Source organism: Aeromonas sp. sif2433, assembly GCF_019218705.1.
Classification (GTDB): Bacteria; Pseudomonadota; Gammaproteobacteria; order Enterobacterales; family Aeromonadaceae; genus Aeromonas; species Aeromonas encheleia.
Genome location: NZ_JAHUXD010000002.1, coordinates 204075 through 219890 on the forward strand (window position 1 = coordinate 204075; position 15816 = coordinate 219890).

The 15816-nt window shown below is 64.2% G+C and carries 15 protein-coding genes; 10 read left to right on the forward strand and 5 right to left on the reverse strand.

Going from position 1 to position 15816, the window contains the following annotated elements:
* Positions 1-221: 221 nt before the first annotated feature.
* From flgA to KW825_RS03945, 3 genes are all read left to right on the forward strand, one after another.
* Entirely contained in the window at positions 222-827 is a 606-nt protein-coding gene (gene flgA, locus KW825_RS03935) for a flagellar basal body P-ring formation chaperone FlgA (RefSeq protein ID WP_256353776.1), read from the forward strand.
* A gap of 94 nt (positions 828-921) precedes the next feature.
* Complete coding sequence (gene flgM, locus KW825_RS03940; protein ID WP_042654898.1) at positions 922-1239, forward strand: flagellar biosynthesis anti-sigma factor FlgM; 318 nt, start codon at positions 922-924, stop codon at positions 1237-1239.
* The gene (locus KW825_RS03945) at positions 1236-1652 is read left to right on the forward strand and encodes a flagella synthesis protein FlgN (RefSeq protein ID WP_218328299.1); all 417 of its coding nucleotides are present in this window, start codon (positions 1236-1238) and stop codon (positions 1650-1652) included. Before flgM ends, KW825_RS03945 begins: the two co-directional genes overlap by 4 nt.
* A 33-nt stretch (positions 1653-1685) precedes the next feature.
* On the opposite strand, the gene yfcE is transcribed toward KW825_RS03945, so the two are convergent.
* Positions 1686-2228 (reverse strand): phosphodiesterase, encoded by a 543-nt coding sequence (yfcE, locus tag KW825_RS03950; protein WP_218328300.1) that lies wholly within the window; start codon positions 2226-2228, stop codon positions 1686-1688.
* A gap of 10 nt (positions 2229-2238) precedes the next feature.
* Positions 2239-3876, reverse strand: a complete 1638-nt coding sequence (locus KW825_RS03955) for a peptide ABC transporter substrate-binding protein (protein ID WP_218328301.1) — start codon at positions 3874-3876, stop codon at positions 2239-2241.
* 233 nt (positions 3877-4109) lie between these two features.
* Between KW825_RS03955 and KW825_RS03960 the strand changes: the two genes are divergently transcribed.
* Complete coding sequence (locus KW825_RS03960; protein WP_218328302.1) at positions 4110-5015, forward strand: DMT family transporter; 906 nt, start codon at positions 4110-4112, stop codon at positions 5013-5015.
* A gap of 96 nt (positions 5016-5111) precedes the next feature.
* Here KW825_RS03960 and rsuA read toward each other — a convergent pair whose 3' ends face one another.
* Positions 5112-5804, reverse strand: a complete 693-nt coding sequence (gene rsuA / locus KW825_RS03965) for a 16S rRNA pseudouridine(516) synthase RsuA (RefSeq protein WP_218328303.1) — start codon at positions 5802-5804, stop codon at positions 5112-5114.
* 171 nt (positions 5805-5975) lie between these two features.
* On the opposite strand from rsuA, the gene KW825_RS03970 reads away from it, so the two are divergent.
* Entirely contained in the window at positions 5976-7166 is a 1191-nt protein-coding gene (locus KW825_RS03970) for an HD-GYP domain-containing protein (RefSeq protein WP_218328304.1), read from the forward strand.
* Here KW825_RS03970 and KW825_RS03975 read toward each other — a convergent pair.
* Together KW825_RS03975 and fsa are read right to left on the reverse strand one after the other, a co-directional pair.
* Complete coding sequence (locus KW825_RS03975; protein ID WP_042654905.1) at positions 7163-7351, reverse strand: hypothetical protein; 189 nt, start codon at positions 7349-7351, stop codon at positions 7163-7165. The genes KW825_RS03970 and KW825_RS03975 overlap by 4 nt on opposite strands.
* Positions 7352-7462: 111 nt before the next feature.
* A complete protein-coding gene (gene fsa, locus KW825_RS03980) occupies positions 7463-8113 on the reverse strand; it encodes a fructose-6-phosphate aldolase (RefSeq protein ID WP_042654906.1) in 651 nt (216 codons plus the stop codon).
* Between the two features lie 127 nt (positions 8114-8240).
* Between fsa and KW825_RS03985 the strand changes: the two genes are divergently transcribed.
* The 5 genes from KW825_RS03985 to KW825_RS04005 all read left to right on the forward strand — a co-directional run bounded on the left by KW825_RS03985 (position 8241) and on the right by KW825_RS04005 (position 15800).
* Positions 8241-9140, forward strand: a complete 900-nt coding sequence (locus KW825_RS03985) for a glycyl-radical enzyme activating protein (RefSeq protein WP_218328305.1) — start codon at positions 8241-8243, stop codon at positions 9138-9140.
* Positions 9141-9144: 4 nt separating this feature from the next.
* Positions 9145-11577, forward strand: coding sequence for a formate C-acetyltransferase/glycerol dehydratase family glycyl radical enzyme (locus KW825_RS03990; protein WP_218328306.1), 2433 nt, complete (start codon positions 9145-9147; stop codon positions 11575-11577).
* Between the two features lie 500 nt (positions 11578-12077).
* Positions 12078-12824, forward strand: coding sequence for a DNA-binding transcriptional regulator YciT (locus tag KW825_RS03995; RefSeq protein WP_218328307.1), 747 nt, complete (start codon positions 12078-12080; stop codon positions 12822-12824).
* Positions 12825-12941: 117 nt separating this feature from the next.
* Entirely contained in the window at positions 12942-13835 is an 894-nt protein-coding gene (locus KW825_RS04000) for an EamA family transporter (RefSeq protein ID WP_218328308.1), read from the forward strand.
* Between the two features lie 114 nt (positions 13836-13949).
* Complete coding sequence (locus KW825_RS04005) at positions 13950-15800, forward strand: extracellular solute-binding protein (RefSeq protein WP_218328309.1); 1851 nt, start codon at positions 13950-13952, stop codon at positions 15798-15800.
* Positions 15801-15816 lie beyond the last annotated feature (16 nt).

Genomic DNA, 15816 nt, shown 5'->3' on the forward strand with positions numbered 1-15816 from the left:
AAAAAACGCTTGGCACTAATCATGCATGCGTGTTGGCTTGCGTCAGACCATCACCGTCTCGACAACCGGATCCTGCGACAAACGCAGCAAGCATAGTTAAATACGGTGGTATACGTGAACAACCTATCGGCCGGCACACGAAAATGATTAGTAGACTTTTCCTCATCTTACTGCCGTTTTGCAGCCTCTCTCACGCCATGGCGTCCGAGGTCACTCAATATCTGCAAGAGCAGGCGCAGGCGTTCGTACTCGACCAGCTGGATGTCCCCCTCGACGCCCAGGCCGAGGTGCAGGCCGCCTCCATCGATGAGCGGCTCCCCCTCAACCGCTGCGAGGATGGCCTGACCATCTCCCTCCCCGCCAGGATGGAGATCCGCCGCAACACCACCGTCTATCTCAAGTGCGAGGGCGCCGCGCCCTGGGATCTCTACCTGCCGGTGCGGGTCAGCATCCAGAAACCCTATGTCACGGTCGCCACCCCAGTGGCCAAGGGGGACATACTGAGCGAAGCCATGCTGACCCTGGCCTATCAGGATCAGACCCTGATCCGCGGTGACTATCTCAGCGACCCCGCGCCCCTCATCGGGGTGCGCAGCAAGCGTGAACTCAAACCGGGCCAGCCCATTCGGCTCACCCAGGTCTGCGTGGTCTGCAAGGGGGATCAGGTCACCCTGAGCGCGGAAAACAGCAGCATGCAGATCAAAACCATGGCCCGAGCCTTGCAAGATGGCAGCTTCGGAGACATGATCAGGCTTGTTAACATTCGCTCAGGCAGACCGGTACAGGGCAAGGTCACGGCCGTTGGGACTGTGGTGGTCCCATTCTGATTGTTGTATTAATGCAGCAATTTTTTTCTAAAGTTCTGACCGCCGTCACCGATAAACAGGTAAGCGAACAGCAAAGCAGACGAAGGTAAACCGTATGGCTATCAACAATATCAACAACTTGGCAAACAACCGGTTGCAGAATACGGCGACCAGCCAGGGTGCGACCAAATCCACGACTTCGGCCGAAGGCAACCGTGCGGCAACCGTCAAGACCGACTCTGTCTCCTTGACCAGCGAGGCGCAGCAATTGCAACAGATGCAGAAAACCCTCAACACCGTCTCGACCGGCAACGAAAGCCGCATCGAGAGCCTGAAGAAGGCCGTGGCCAGCGGGGAGTACAAGGTCGACAGCGAAGCCGTGGCCAAGAAGATGTTCAGTTTTGAAGCCGACCTGGACAAGCGTCTGGGATGATGGATCTGCCTTCACTGCTGCACGCCCAAGACGAGTACCTCTCCCAGATGCAAGCGCTGCTGGCGGAGGAGTTTGACCTGCTCAAACAACATCAGGCCCTGGCCTTGCCGGCCCTGGCCGAGCGCAAGCAGCAACAACTTGCCACCATAGAAGCGCTGGACAAGAGCCTGGCCGAGCTGCCCGATCTGCGGCAACAGCTCAGCGCCTTCCCCGCCCAGTTGCACTCATTGCAGACCAAGCTGGACGCCTGCCAGGAGCAGAATGACCTCAACGGTCGCCTACTGGAGCTCAGCATCGTCTCCAACCGCCGATTGGCCAGCTTCCTCAGCAAGCTGCGAGACAGAAACTCCCTGACCTATGACGCCAAGGGCAACACCCGCTCCGGCACCCGCTCCCAGGGCATCAAGGCGTAATACCCTCCCCCTCTTCTCACCCGTTTTAGCGTTTCACAGCACCAGCCGCATCAGCTCGGCACCGTCGGCGCAGGCATGAATGCGCATGACGCCCTGCTCATAGCAGCCGTAGCTCGCCGCCCACTCCCCTCTCGGAAAACAGATGGATCCCGGATTCATCAGCACCAGCGCCCCTTCCCGCTGCAGCACAGGGACATGGGTGTGGCCGCTGATAAACAGGCTGCCCGCCGGCAGGGGCACCTCGCCGGGGCGGTAGAGGTGACCGTGGCTGACGAACCAGCGCCGCTCATCCACCAGCAGCTGGTTGTAAGGCGCGGTGAGGGGGAAGTGCAACAGCATCTGATCCACCTCCGAATCACAGTTGCCCCGCACCGCCATGACTTGGGGGGCCAACGGATTGAGCCGCTCGGCCACGGCGGCGGGATCATAGCCCTCGGGGACCGGATTGCGCGGGCCGTGGTTGAGCAGATCCCCGAGCAGCAGGTAGTGATCCGGCTGCCAGGGGGCAAGCTGCGCCAGCACCCGCTCCAGGGCGCTGAGGCTGCCGTGTATGTCGGAGATAATGGCTATCTTCATCTCTCGTTCCTCATGGCTGGCTGAAATAGAGATCCTTGGTGGCGATGGCGCCCTTCAGGTTGCGGCTCGGCAGGCCGCGCAGGCTGGGGTCCACCAGCCGCATCTGGTTGTAGTGGTAGACAGGGATGGCGGGCATCTCGTCCATCAGCAGCTGCTCGGCCTGGCGGTAGAGTCCGGTCCTGACTGTGCCATCCAGGGTGTCCGCTGCCTGCTGCAACAAGCCGTCAAAGGCCGGATTGCAGTAGCCGCTCTCGTTCTGGGGATCCTGGCAGCGGAAGCTGTTGAGCATGGAGGAAGGCTCCACGTAGTCGCCAAACAGGAAGGAGCGGGCCAGCATGAAGTCGCCGCTGTCTTTGGCCACCTGATAGGCGTTCCACTCCATGTTGTTGAGTTCGACGGTCACCCCCAGCGGCTTCCACATGGAGGCCACCGCCAGCGCCAGCTTCTTGTGATTCTCCGAGGTGTTGTAGGTCAGCGTCAGCTTGAGGGGATGGGCGCTGTTGTAGCCCGCCTCCGTCAGCAGGGCGGTCGCCCTGGCCAGCCGGGTCGGCTGATCCTGCAGCGACAGCTCGGACCTTAATGCCTCATAACCCGGCATGCCGGGCAACAGGGACCAGGCGGGCTGCTCACCCTGGCCGCTGACCTTCTCGGTCAGCAGGTGGCGATCTATGGTCATGGCGAGCGCCTGGCGCACCCGCACGTCCTGCAGCTCGGGGCGGCGCAGGTTGAAGGTGTAGAGATAGGTGCCCAGCAGCGGCAGGCCCCAGATCCGCTCCGGGGTCTCCTGCCTGGTCTTCTGGTAATACTCCAGCGCCACCTTGTTGGTGAGCTGGATCTCCCCCGCCTCGTAGCGCAGCCGCTCGGCGTGCTGGGAGGCGAGTGGCAGATAGGTCACCCGCTGGATCCGGGTATGGGCATCGTCCCAGTACTGGGCATTGCGCTCGGCCTCGATGCGCTCGTTCGGCACCCAGTTCACCAGCTTGTAGGCACCGTTGCTGACCAGCTTGCCGGGCTGGGTCCACTGCTTGCCGAACTTGGCCACCGCCTGCTCGTTGACCGGCACGAAGGGACGCTGGCTGATGAGCTGCAGGAAGTAGGGCACGGGCCGCTCCAGCGTCACCTTGAGGATCTGATCGCCCTCGGCCACCACCCCCAGCGCATTGAGATCGAGCGCCCCGGCATAGATGGATTGGGCATTGTTGATGCCGGTGGCCAGCAGCAAGCCGGCGGAGGGGGAGGCCTGCGCCGGATCCAGCAGCCGCCGCCAGGCATAGACGAAGTCCTGCGCCCTGAGCGGCTCGCCGTTGGACCACTTGAGTTGCGGGCGCAGGAAGAAGCGCCACTCCAGCCCATCCTTGCTGGTTTCCCAGCGCTGGGCCTGGGCCGGCACTATCTTGCCCTGGCCATCCTCGCTCACCAGCCCCTCGAACAGGTCAACCAGCACCACCTCGCCCGGGAAGCCGGTGCGGATCTGGGCCGGATCGAGGGACTCCGGCTCGGCCCCGTTGCCCTTGACCAGGGTCTGGCGATCCGCCAGCGGCGGCTGTTGCACGACCTGGGTCGCGTGCAGTGGCGGGGTCAGCAGCAGGCCGAGCAGCAAGGGGGAGCACCAGCGACGGGCCGGCCGAGGGGCAAAACGGTAAAGCATGACAAACCTCATTCAATTCTATGGACTGCAAACAGGGGAAGGCCGGCGGCGCGCCTCGACAGGAATGCATGATGCCGCGCTTGTTATCCCCGAAGACGGCCCGTATTGTATCGGGCTTGCCGAAGAGATGGAGTCTTTCGGGCTGTTTTTTTTCAGGTGTTTTGATGCAGTACGGATGGCAGGCGCTGACAGCAGCCTGACCCGTCTTTCTAGCTACATTTTCAGGGATCTTTATGGGCTACGAGTGGCTGGCGCTGGCAGCGGCCAGTTTATGGGCGATCGCCGCCCTGATTTCGGTCAAACCGGCCCGCCATCTGGGGGCCTTTGCCTACAGTCGCTGGCGGATGTTCCTGGTCAGCCTGATGCTGGGGAGCGCCAGCCTGGCCACAGGCGGCTGGCAGACCCTCACCGAGAGCGCCCTGCCCCTGCTGGCCCTGTCGGGGCTCATCGGCATCTTCATCGGCGATACCGCCCTGTTCGCCTGCATGAACCGGTTGGGACCGCGCCGCAGTGGCCTGCTGTTCTCCTGCCACGCGCTCTTCTCCGCCCTGCTTGGGCTCTGGCTGTTCGGTGAACGACTCGGCGGCTGGCGTCTGCTGGGGGCACTGCTGGTGCTGGCCGGCGTCATGCTCGCCATCCTGTTCGGACGGCGCGGCAACCAGCAACACAACGAATGGGAACAGGTGCGCGGCCACCTCGCCGTCGGCATCGCCCTGGGTCTGACCGCGGCCCTGTGTCAGAGCCTCGGCGCCATCATCGCCAAACCCGTGATGATGAGCGGCGAGGTGGATGCGGTGAGTGCCTCCGGCATCCGCATGGGCAGTGCCCTGCTGGCGCACTGCGTGCTGCGGGTGCTGCGGGTGCCGCTCGCCCTGCCGCACAACCCCATCAACCGGCGGGTGCTGGGGATGATAGGCATCAACGGCTTCCTGGCGATGGCCCTGGGGATGACGCTGATCCTGGTCGCCCTGCGTCAGGGTGAGGTGGGCATGGTGGCGATCCTCTCCTCCACCACCCCGGTCATACTGCTGCCCCTGCTGTGGTGGCATTCGGGCCAGCGTCCCGCCCTCGCGGCCTGGGCCGGCGCCCTGCTGGCCACCCTGGGCACGGCCCTGGTGCTGGGCATCAGCGGCCCCTAACGATCCTCACGCCAGTCTCTAAGAGGCTGGCGGTGAGCGGCGCGCAGATCGGCATCCGGCCAGGTTCAACGCCTAGCAGATGCCGACTAACGCCCTTCAGAACTGGGCGATCTCGTCCTCGGTCAGCTCACGGTATTCACCCGGTGCCAACTCTTCGTCCAGGCTCAGCACCCCGATCCGCTCCCGATGCAGCCGGACCACCTTGTTGCCGATGGCGGCAAACATCCGCTTCACCTGGTGATACTTGCCCTCATGGATGGTCAGCCGCGCCTCGCACTCACCCAGCAGCTCCAACTGGGCGGGGCGGGTCTTGTCGTCCTCGTTGCGCAGGAATACCCCGTCGGCAAACAGCGAGATGGCGTCCGAACTCACGGGATCGGCCAGCCAGACATGGTAGGTCTTGGCGCACTCGTGGCGGGGCGAGGTGATGCGGTGGGACCACTGGCCGTCATCGGTGATCAGCACCAGGCCGGTGGTATCGAGATCGAGCCGGCCCACCACGTGCAGCTTGCCCATGGCCGGTTCATCCAGCAACTGGAAGACGGTGGCGTGGTCCGGATCCTCGTTGGAGCAGACGTAGCCTTCCGGTTTGTGCAGCATGAAGTAGCGATTGCGCTGATCCAGGGTGAGCATGACCCCATCGAACTCCACCTGGCTCTGCTCATTGATGTGGAACGCGGGCTGCTTGACCAGGATCCCGTCCACCATCACCTCACCCTGACGGATCAGCCTGCCCGCCTGGGAACGGGTCAAATCGGAACAATCGCAAAGAAACTTATCGAGCCGCATGCACAACCTCAGAGTCCATCATGAAAGGGGCGTCATTATATAGGCCGAGCCCGACAACGCCAGCACTAAGCGGGCTGGGTGGTCGCATGTCGCCATGACGGGACCGTTGGCCGATGGTAGACTGCAGGCCGAGGACCCAGGTTACCCATAATAATAATGTCAGGAAGCCGTATGAAGTCGAGCACGCCTCATCCCGTCATCCCCGTCAGCCAGCTGCAACCCGGCATGTATGTGATCGCCATCACCAGCCAGACCGGCGCCATGGAAATAGCCCAGATGGGGCTGGTCACGAACCGCAAGCAGATCGAATCCCTGGTGCGGCGTGGCGTCATCACGGTGCGGCTGGATCTCTCCCGCAGCAAGCTGGCGGGCATCGAGCAGATCATCGCCCCCGAACCGATTCCCCCCTCCTCCCCACGCCCGAGTGGCAGCGCCAGCGGTGAAGGCCGCGAACTCAAGATCCGCCGCCTCTACCAGGAGGCCCGCGAGCTGCAAGGCAAGTTCATTCGCCAGCTCAAGGCGGGAGAACCCATCGACATCACACCGCTCGCGACGGTCGCCGAGGAGATGGTGGACACCATGTTCAGCCACGGCGACGCCATGCTCTGCCTGGCCCGGATCCGGGCCAAGGATGCCTACCTGATGGAGCACTCCATGAACGTGGCCATACTGCTGGCCAACTTCGGCCGCTACCTGGGGCTGGAGCGCGACGTGCTCAAGGAGCTGACCCTGGGGGGCCTGCTGCACGACGTGGGCAAGATCATGACGCCGGACGAGGTGCTCAACAAGCCGGGCAAGCTGACGGACGAGGAGTTTGGCGTGATGCGCCAGCACGTGGTGCACAGCGCCGAGATCCTGCTCGCGACGGCCGGCATCACCCCCACCATGCTGGAGGTGGCCGCCAATCACCATGAGCGGCTCGATGGCAGCGGCTATCCCCGCCACCTGAAGGGGGAGCAGCTCTCCCTCTACACCCGCATGAGCGGCATCGTCGATGTCTATGATGCGGTGACGGCGGACCGGGTCTACAAGCAGGGGATGCAGCCGACCCAGGCATTCCGGATCCTGCTCAAGGGGGCCGATCACCACTTCGATCGGGCGCTGGTGACCCGCTTCATCAAGTGCATGGGGGTCTACCCGGTCGGCACCCTGGTGCAACTTTCAAACCAGCGGCTGGCCATCGTCATGCAGCGCAATGCGAAGGAGCCGCTCAAACCGGTGGTGAAGGTGATCTACCACGCCACCCAGCGTCACTACCTCGAGGTGCAGTGGCTGGATCTCGCCAGAAACGGGGGCCAGGAGAGCATAGAGAGCACGGTGGATCCCAAGGAATACGGGATCGACCTCGCCCACTTCGTCTAGCGGATCTGAGACTCCGGTGCCTGCTCGCGGCAATAGCGGAGGAGGAACTCCTCGTCCAGCGGAGAGAGATCGAAACGGACGCAGGCCTCTTCGATGGCCCGGATGTCGTGTTCATGGTGTTCGCTGAGCCAGCGTACGGCGCGGCGCAGATCCTCACCATGGGGCAGCAGGGTATGGTCGCTCATGGGACACCTCCAGTCAGCCATCGGTACCCGCCCATCAAATCGGGCGCTCTCCTACTAGCTTAGTCCACCCTCCTGCCCCGCCTCGATCCTCACTCACGCCTGTCGTGGACCTCAGGCGAACGCCCGTTGCCAATCCTGATCGAACTTCGCGAGCGCCGCATCTACCGCTGGCACGCTCAGCATCTGCTCGGCCACGTCGAGCGGCAGGGTGATGGACTGGCAACCCGCCAGCAGGCAGTCCAGCGCCTGGCGCGGGGTGCGGAAGGAGGCCGCCAGCACCTTGCTGCCGGGTGCGTGCAGCGCCAGCAGTTGCTGCAACTCCCGCACCGTGGCGATGCCGTCACCGCCCTGGGCATCCAGCCGGTTGACATAGGGGGCCACATATTCGGCGCCCGCCTGGGCCGCCAGCCACCCCTGCAGCGGGGTGTAGACGGCGGTACCCAGGGTCGGCACGCCGTTGGCGGTCAGGCTCTTGATGGCCGCCAACCCCTCTGCGCAGACCGGGATCTTGATCACCAGATCCGGGTCCAGCTCACGCAGGGCGAACGCCTCGCGCACCATCTCGGTCTCGCTCTTGGCCATCACCTGGGCAAACAGCCGCGCCTTGGGCCCCAGCACCTCGCGCAAGGCCGGCAGCAATTCTCTTAGCGGCAAGCCCCCGGCGGCGGCGATGGACGGGTTGGTGGTGACGCCGGCCAGCGGCAGTATCCTGGACCAGCGACGCACCGCCGCCACATCGGCGGTATCGAGATAAAGCTCCATATCTGACTCCTCTACAGGCTGTTCAAACTGTCACCATTCTAGCGAAGTTGCGCCCTTCGCTTAGTTGATCAAAATCAAAACAACTTACGAATGAAGGTTGTTATCATACCAATCAAAAGGAGACGGTATGATTTTCGACCTGCAACGTTACTCGACCCACGATGGTCCCGGCATCCGAACCCTGGTATTCCTCAAGGGCTGTTCCCTGGCCTGTCGCTGGTGCCAGAACCCGGAGAGCCGCTCCCCCACACCGGATCTGCTGTTCGATCCAAGGCTCTGCCTCGCGGGGTGCGATCTCTGTCAGCGCGCCTGCCCGTCGGCCATCCGCCGCCAGGACGAGGCCCTGTGCATCGATCGCCGCCGGCTCGGCAGGGACAAGCTGGCATCCTTGCGGACATGCTGCCCGAGCGAGGCGCTCAGGGTGTGCGGCCAGGAGCAGAGCCTGGATGATCTGATGAGCGACATACTGCGAGACCGCCCCTTCTTCGAGCGCAGTGGCGGTGGGGTGACGCTGTCCGGGGGCGAACCCTTCATGCAACCCGAACTCGCTCGCGATCTCTTGCGAGCCTGCAAGGCAGAAGGGCTGCACACCGCGGTGGAGAGCTGCTTGCATGTGCCCTGGCAGCAGATTGAACCTAGCCTCCCCCATCTCGATCTGGTGCTGGCCGATCTCAAGCACCTCGACCAGGCGCGCTTCTTCGAATGGACTCGTGGCAAGGTGGCGCTGGTGCTGGACAACCTCAGGCGCCTCGCCAAGCGTGGCATCCCGCTGCAGATCCGGGTGCCCCTCATTCCGGGCTTCAATGCCGACAGCGACAGCATCGCGGCCATAGTCGACACCGCCGCCAGCCTGGCGACCGTCCGGGAGATCCACTTCCTGCCCTATCACACCCTGGGGATGGGCAAATATGCCCTGCTGGACCAGCCCTACCTGGCGCCGGACAAGCCCCTCGATGACCCCGATCTGCTCCACTTTGCCCACGCCTACGCCCAACGTCAGGGGCTGACCCCTGTCACCCGAGGATAAGATCATGACCCAGCTCGACCTGAATACCCTCAGCCCCCGGATCCGCGCCCACAAGGAGAGTCTGATCCACATAGTCCAGCCGCCGGTCTGCACCGAGCGCGCCCGCCACTACACGCAAGCCTATCAGGCGCACCTGGCCCGGCCGCTGCCGGTGCGCCGCGCCCTGGCACTGGCTCACCACCTCAAGGAGCGCAGCATCTGGATCAAGCACGACGAGCTGATCGTCGGTAACCAGGCGAGCCAGGTGCGCGGCGCCCCGCTCTTCCCCGAATACACGGTGGGCTGGATTGAGAAGGAGATAGACGAGCTGGCGGACAGGCCCGGCGCCGGCTTTGCGGTGAGCGAGGCCGACAAGGCGGCCATTCACGCCCTCACCCCCTTCTGGCGCGGCCAGACGGTGCAGGATCGCTGCCTCGGCATCTTCACCGACGAGCAGAAGGCGCTGCTGGAGAGTGGCATCATCAAGGCCGAGGGCAACATGACCTCGGGGGATGCCCACCTCGCGGTCAACTTCGAGGAGTTGCTCGCCAAGGGGCTGGCCGGGGTCAAGGCGCGGGTGGCCGAGCGACGCGCCCGGCTCGATCTGGCCGACTGGGCCGATCTGCGGCGCGAGCAGTTCCTGCAGGCGGTGGCCATCACGCTCGATGCGGTGAGCGATCAGATCGAGCGCTACGCCACCCTGGCCCGCGAGATGGCCGGGAGTGAATCCCGTACAGAGCGTCGCGACGAGTTGCGGATCATGGCCGCCAACTGCGCCCGCATCGCCCACCAGCCGCCGGAAACCTTCTGGCAGGCGCTGCAGCTCTGTTACTTCATCCAGCTCATTCTGCAGATCGAGTCCAACGGCCACTCCGTCTCCTTCGGCCGGATGGACCAGTACCTCTATCCTTGGTATCGCCGCGAGGTGGAGCTGTCAGAGACCCTGCCCCGCGAGCGCGCCATCGAGCTGCTGCAGTCGTGCTGGCTGAAATTGCTGGAGGTGAACAAGATCCGCTCCGGCACCCACTCCAAGGCCTCCGCCGGCAGCCCGCTCTACCAGAACGTCACCATAGGCGGCCAGAACTGGCGCGATGGCCAGGCCCATGACGCGGTCAACGGTCTGTCCCATGCCATCCTCGAGTCCTGCGGCCAGCTGCGATCCACCCAGCCCAACCTCTCGGTGCGCTACCACGCCGGCATGAGCGAGGATTTCCTCGACGCCTGCATTCAGGTGATCCGCTGCGGCTTTGGCATGCCCGCCTTCAACAACGACGAGGTGGTGATCCCCGAGTTCATCAAGCTCGGAGTAAGCGTGGAGGATGCCCACCACTACGCCGCCATCGGCTGCATCGAGACAGCGGTGCCCGGCAAGTGGGGCTACCGCTGCACCGGCATGAGCTTCATCAACTTCGCCCGCATCCTGCTGGCGGCGCTGGATGGTGGCCGCGATACCACTACCGGCAAGGTGTTCCTGCCCCAGGCCCAGGCGCTGCGCCAAGGCAACTTCGGCTCCTTCGAGGAGGTGATGGCCCGCTGGGACGAGCAGGTGCGCTACTTCACCCGCAAGTCCATCGAGATCGACTGCGTGGTAGACAGCGTGCTGGAGGAACAGGCCCACGACATCCTCTGCAGCACGCTAGTGGATGACTGCATCGAGCGCGGCAAGACCATCAAGCAGGGCGGCGCCGTCTATGACTGGGTCTCCGGCCTGCAGGTGGGGATAGCGAACCTCGGCAACAGCCTGGCGGCGCTGAAGAAACTGGTGTTCGAGCAGGGCATCGTCGATCAGGCGGTGCTGGCCGAGGCACTGGAGCAGGACTTCGCCGGGCTGGCGGGGGAGCAGTTGCGCCAGCGCCTCACCCATGCGGCCCCCAAGTACGGCAACGATCTGGACGAGGTGGATCTGCTGCTGGTGCGCGCCTACCAGAGCTACATCGATGAGCTCAAGGGGCTGCACAACACCCGCTTCGGCCGGGGTCCCATCGGCGGCACTTACTACGCCGGCACCTCCTCCATCTCCGCCAACGTGCCCTTCGGGGCGGCCACCCAGGCCACCCCGGATGGCCGCCACGCCCGTACCCCACTGGCGGAAGGGGCCAGCCCGGCCTCGGGTTCGGATCGCCTGGGTCCCACCGCCGTGTTCAATTCGCTGGGCAAGCTGCCCACCGCCGCCATCCTCGGCGGGGTGCTGCTCAACCAGAAGCTGAGCCCGGCGAGCCTGGAGAACGAGCAGGACAAGGCCAAGCTGATGAGCCTGCTGCGCACCTTCTTCGAGGTGCACAAGGGCTGGCACGTGCAGTACAACATCGTCTCGCGCGAGACCCTGCTGGCGGCCAAGGCCCAGCCCGATCAATACCGGGATCTGGTGGTGCGGGTGGCGGGCTACTCCGCCTTCTTCACGGCGCTCTCCCCGGATGCGCAGGATGACATCATCGCCCGTACCGAGCACAGCCTCTGACGGATGTGCCAAAGGCAACTGAGGGTGGCGGCGATCTACCTGATCTTCTTCACGGCGCTCTCCCCGGATGCGCAAGATGACATCATCGCCCGTACCGAGCACAGCCTCTGACGGATGTGCCGAAGGCAACTGAGGGTGGCGACGATCTACCCGATCTTCTTCACGGCGCTCTCCCCGGATGCGCAGGATGACATCATCGCCCGTACCGAGCACAGCCTCTGACGGATGTGCCGAAGGCAACTGAGGGTGGCGACGATCTACCCGATCTTCTTCACCGCGCTCTCCCCGGATGCGCAAGATGACATCATCGCCCGTACCGAACACAGCCTCTGACGGGCATGGCAGGTGCAAGCGGCGACCTGCCACTCGCGCGCCGGCGCCACCTTATCGCCGGATGCGCGAGGTGATATCATCGCCGCGCCGAGCAGCATCGCTGATCGGCTAGCCTCATGGCGGCGCTGGCCGCCATGCTTCTCCATCGTTCGAATCGAGCCATCACCATGAACCTACGCCGCCAACAGATCCTCACCCTGGTCCATCAGGCTCGCAAGATGAGCGTGAGCGAGCTGGCTGAACAGACCGGCGTGTCCGAGGTCACGGTGCGCAACGACCTCACCGCGCTGGAGAAACAGGGGCTGCTCAAGCGGGTGCACGGCTCGGCCATGGCGCTGGACAGCGATGATCCCGATGCCCGCATGAACATCAACTACCTGCTCAAGGAGCGTCTCGCCGAGCGGGCCGCCCAGCTGGTGGACGATGGCGAGACGGTGTTTATCGAGGGAGGCAGCGCCAACGCCCTGCTGGCCCGCCACCTGGCCCTGAACAAGCGGGTCACCATCATCACCATCAGCAGCTTCATCGCCCACCTGCTCAAGGACACCCAGACCCCGGTGGTGCTGCTTGGCGGCCTCTACCAGCAGCAGAGCGAGAGCGTGGTGGGGCCGCTCACCCGGCTCTGCATCGAGCAGGTGCACTTCTCCAAGGCCTTCATCGGGGTCGATGGTTTTCATCCCGAGGTGGGCTTCACCGGCCGCGACATGATGCGGGCCGACGTGGTCAACAGCGTGCTGGCCAAGGGGGTGACCAACGTGGTCATCACCGACAGCAGCAAGTTTGGCGCCATCCATCCCAGCCAGCTCGGCAGACCCGGTCAGATCGGCGTGCTGGTCACCGACGATGCCCTGCCCGCCTCCATGCGTGAGGCACTCATGGCCCGTGGCGTGACACTGCACTGCGTCGCCGCCTGATGCCCTGATTGCAGCGTGCCGGCTTGACGCCGGTCACCCCTTAGAGGTTATGCTCGAGTCTCTGTCGACTCACCGGCCCGTCCGGCGAGCGCCTCCCTGATCCAACAAGGAATAGTCATGCAAACCAAGGACAAGTGTCTGGCCGCCCTGGTCATCCTCTGCTGGGGGCTCAACTTCGTGGTGATCAAGTGGGGGCTGGACGGCATACCGCCGCTGCTGCTGGGGGCCCTGCGCTTCATCGGGGTGGTGTTCCCCGCCATCCTGCTGGTGCCCAGGCCCGCCATGCCCTGGCGCTGGCTGCTGGCCTATGGCGGCGCCATCAGCCTGGGGCAGTTCGCCTTCCTGTTCAGCGCCATGAAGTTCGGCATGCCGGCGGGCATGGCCTCCCTGGTGCTGCAATCCCAGGTACTGTTCACCCTGCTGTTCGCCATGATCTGGCTGGGGGAGCGCTGGCAGACCCATCACTGGATCGCCCTGCCCCTGGCGGGGGGCGGCCTCTATCTGATCGCCGCCAACGGCGAGGGCAACCTGACCCTGCTCGGCTTCGTCTTGACCCTGTGCGCCTCCGCCTGCTGGGGGCTCGGCAACGTCATCAACCGCCAGATCGGCCTGCGCTACCAGACCTCCCTGCCGAGCCTCATCGCCTGGGGTGGCCTGGTGCCCATCTTGCCGTTCCTCGCCCTCTCCTGGCTGTTCGAGGGGCAGGCGCGCATCGTCGACAGCCTGCAGCACTTCAGCTGGCAGGGGTTGCTGTGCGTGCTTTATCTGTCGCTCATCGCCACCTGGCTCGGCTACGGCCTCTGGGGCCGCCTGCTGATGCGCTACCCGGTGGCCCAGGTCGCGCCGCTATCCCTGCTGGTGCCCTGCGTCGGCATGGTGACCGCCGCCATCCTGCTCGATGAACATCCCACCCCCTTGCAATGGCTGGGCTCAGGGCTGGTGCTGCTCGGCTTCGTGGTGCACCTGCTGGGGGGACGACTGCGGCTGTTCAAGGCACAGCCCAACCACTGAGTCGTCACGCCGCCCATTGACCAATGCGGGGAAAGTTCCCATTCTGAGACAGGCCCTCGCGGGCCTGATATCGTTTGATCCCGGCAGGACGCCGAACCTCAGGAGAGCAAGGACATGCTGCACAGTTCATCATCGGCTAGCCACCCGTTACCGCGCGTGCTCCGCACCACGGCGATGGCCCTCACCCTCTGCTGGAGCGCCGCCGGCTGGAGTGCCAGCCTGCCGGCGGATCTCGCGTGGGAGAGCAACGACACCGATCCGGTCTACGCCGATCCGGCCGCCCGGCGTGGCGGCACCTTCCACGACTTCATGATCAGCTTCCCCCTCACCTTGCGTAAATTTGGGCCGGATTCCAACGGTGGCTTCGCCGGTTACATCAGGGAGACCACCCTGCCCCTGCTCGCCACCCATCCCCTCACCGGCAAGCCCATGCCCATGCTGGCCAACCAGTGGGCGTTCGGTGCCGATCACAAGACGCTCTACTTCAGGATCAACCCCAAGGCTCGCTGGTCAGACGGCCAGCCGGTCAGCGCCGACGACTGGCTGTTCACCCTCAAGATGATGCGCAGCAAGGAGATCAACGATCCCTGGTACAACAACTACTACTCGACCCAGATAGTGGAGGTCACCAAGTTCGACGACAAGACCTTCTCCATCACCAGCGGCAGCGAGAAGAGCCGCGAGGATCTGCTCGACTCGCTCCCCTTTGCCCCCGAGCCGAGCCACGCCATCGCGCTCACCGCCAACTGGGTCAAGGAATATAACTGGAAGGTGCTGCCGGTCACTGGCGCCTATCGGATCGACCAGGTGAAGAAGGGCAAGTCCGTCAGCTTCGTGCGGGTCAAGGATTGGTGGGGCAACGACGAGCGTTACTTCCAGCACCGCTTCAACCCGGACAGGATAGAGATCAAGGTGCTGCGGGATCAGAACATCGCCTGGCAGCACTTCCTGCGCGGCGAGCTGGACAGCTTCCCGCTGACCATTCCCAGCTGGTGGCACGACAAGAGCAAGACCGCCGAATTCGAGAAGGGTTACATCGAGAGGCTCTGGTTCTATACCCGGACACCGCAATCGCCCACGGGGCTCTACCTCAACACCGCCGATCCGCTGCTCAAGGATCTCGATGTGCGGCTCGGCATCCAGCATGCGCTGGCCATCGACAAGATGATCGCGACCCTGCTGCGCGGTGACTATCAGCGCCTCAACAGCTATGGATCTGGCCAGGGTGCCTTCACCAACACCGACATCAAGGCACGCCCCTTCGATCCCAAGCTCGCACGGGAGTACTTCGCCAAGGCGGGCTTCACCAGCACGGGGCCGGATGGCATCCTGCAAAACGACAAGGGGCAGCCGCTGAGCCTCAGCATCACCTACACCACGGCGGAGCATGCCCAGCGCCTGACCCTGCTGCGGGAGGAGGCGAAGAAGGCGGGTCTCAATCTGGAGCTGAACCTGATGGATGCCTCCGCCGGCTTCAAGTCCATGCTGGAGAAGAAACACCAGAGCGCCTGGATGGCCTGGAGCGGCAGCCGCTACCCCGCCTATTGGGAGTTCTTCCACAAGATCAATGCCAACAAGCCGCAGACCAACAACATCATGAACATCGACGACAACGCCATCTCGGCCCTGGTGGAGCAGTATGACAAGGCGTTCGACTTCGCCAGAAAGGCCGAGCTGTCGCGCCAGATCCAGCAGCGGCTCTATGAGCTCGCCAGCTTCGTGCCCGCCTATCAGGTGCCCTACACCAGAGCCGGCGCCTGGCGCTGGGTGCGCCTGCCCAAGATCCCGGCGACGCCCCAGAGCGATGTGCTCTACTGGCCGCTCGATGGGGCCAACTCGGGTTACAGCTTCGGCGGCCTGTTCTGGCTTGACGAGAAGCTGAAGGCAGAGACGCTGGCCGCCATCAAGAGCGGGCAGCGCTTCCCCCCTGTCACCCTGATCGACACCCGCTATCGGCAGCCTTGAGCCTGGCCGCAAACAA

Bases quoted from the DNA above. Each gene is read 5' to 3' on its own strand.
- flgM (WP_042654898.1), top strand. From the start codon at position 922: ATGGCTATCAACAATATCAACAACTTGGCAAACAACCGGTTGCAGAAT.
- KW825_RS03945 (WP_218328299.1), top strand. From the start codon at position 1,236: ATGATGGATCTGCCTTCACTGCTGCACGCCCAAGACGAGTACCTCTCC.
- yfcE (WP_218328300.1), bottom strand. From the start codon at position 2,228: ATGAAGATAGCCATTATCTCCGACATACACGGCAGCCTCAGCGCCCTG.
- KW825_RS03955 (WP_218328301.1), bottom strand. From the start codon at position 3,876: ATGCTTTACCGTTTTGCCCCTCGGCCGGCCCGTCGCTGGTGCTCCCCC.
- KW825_RS03960 (WP_218328302.1), top strand. From the start codon at position 4,110: ATGGGCTACGAGTGGCTGGCGCTGGCAGCGGCCAGTTTATGGGCGATC.
- rsuA (WP_218328303.1), bottom strand. From the start codon at position 5,804: ATGCGGCTCGATAAGTTTCTTTGCGATTGTTCCGATTTGACCCGTTCC.
- KW825_RS03970 (WP_218328304.1), top strand. From the start codon at position 5,976: ATGAAGTCGAGCACGCCTCATCCCGTCATCCCCGTCAGCCAGCTGCAA.
- KW825_RS03975 (WP_042654905.1), bottom strand. From the start codon at position 7,351: ATGAGCGACCATACCCTGCTGCCCCATGGTGAGGATCTGCGCCGCGCC.
- fsa (WP_042654906.1), bottom strand. From the start codon at position 8,113: ATGGAGCTTTATCTCGATACCGCCGATGTGGCGGCGGTGCGTCGCTGG.
- KW825_RS03985 (WP_218328305.1), top strand. From the start codon at position 8,241: ATGATTTTCGACCTGCAACGTTACTCGACCCACGATGGTCCCGGCATC.
- KW825_RS03990 (WP_218328306.1), top strand. From the start codon at position 9,145: ATGACCCAGCTCGACCTGAATACCCTCAGCCCCCGGATCCGCGCCCAC.
- KW825_RS03995 (WP_218328307.1), top strand. From the start codon at position 12,078: ATGAACCTACGCCGCCAACAGATCCTCACCCTGGTCCATCAGGCTCGC.
- KW825_RS04000 (WP_218328308.1), top strand. From the start codon at position 12,942: ATGCAAACCAAGGACAAGTGTCTGGCCGCCCTGGTCATCCTCTGCTGG.
- KW825_RS04005 (WP_218328309.1), top strand. From the start codon at position 13,950: ATGCTGCACAGTTCATCATCGGCTAGCCACCCGTTACCGCGCGTGCTC.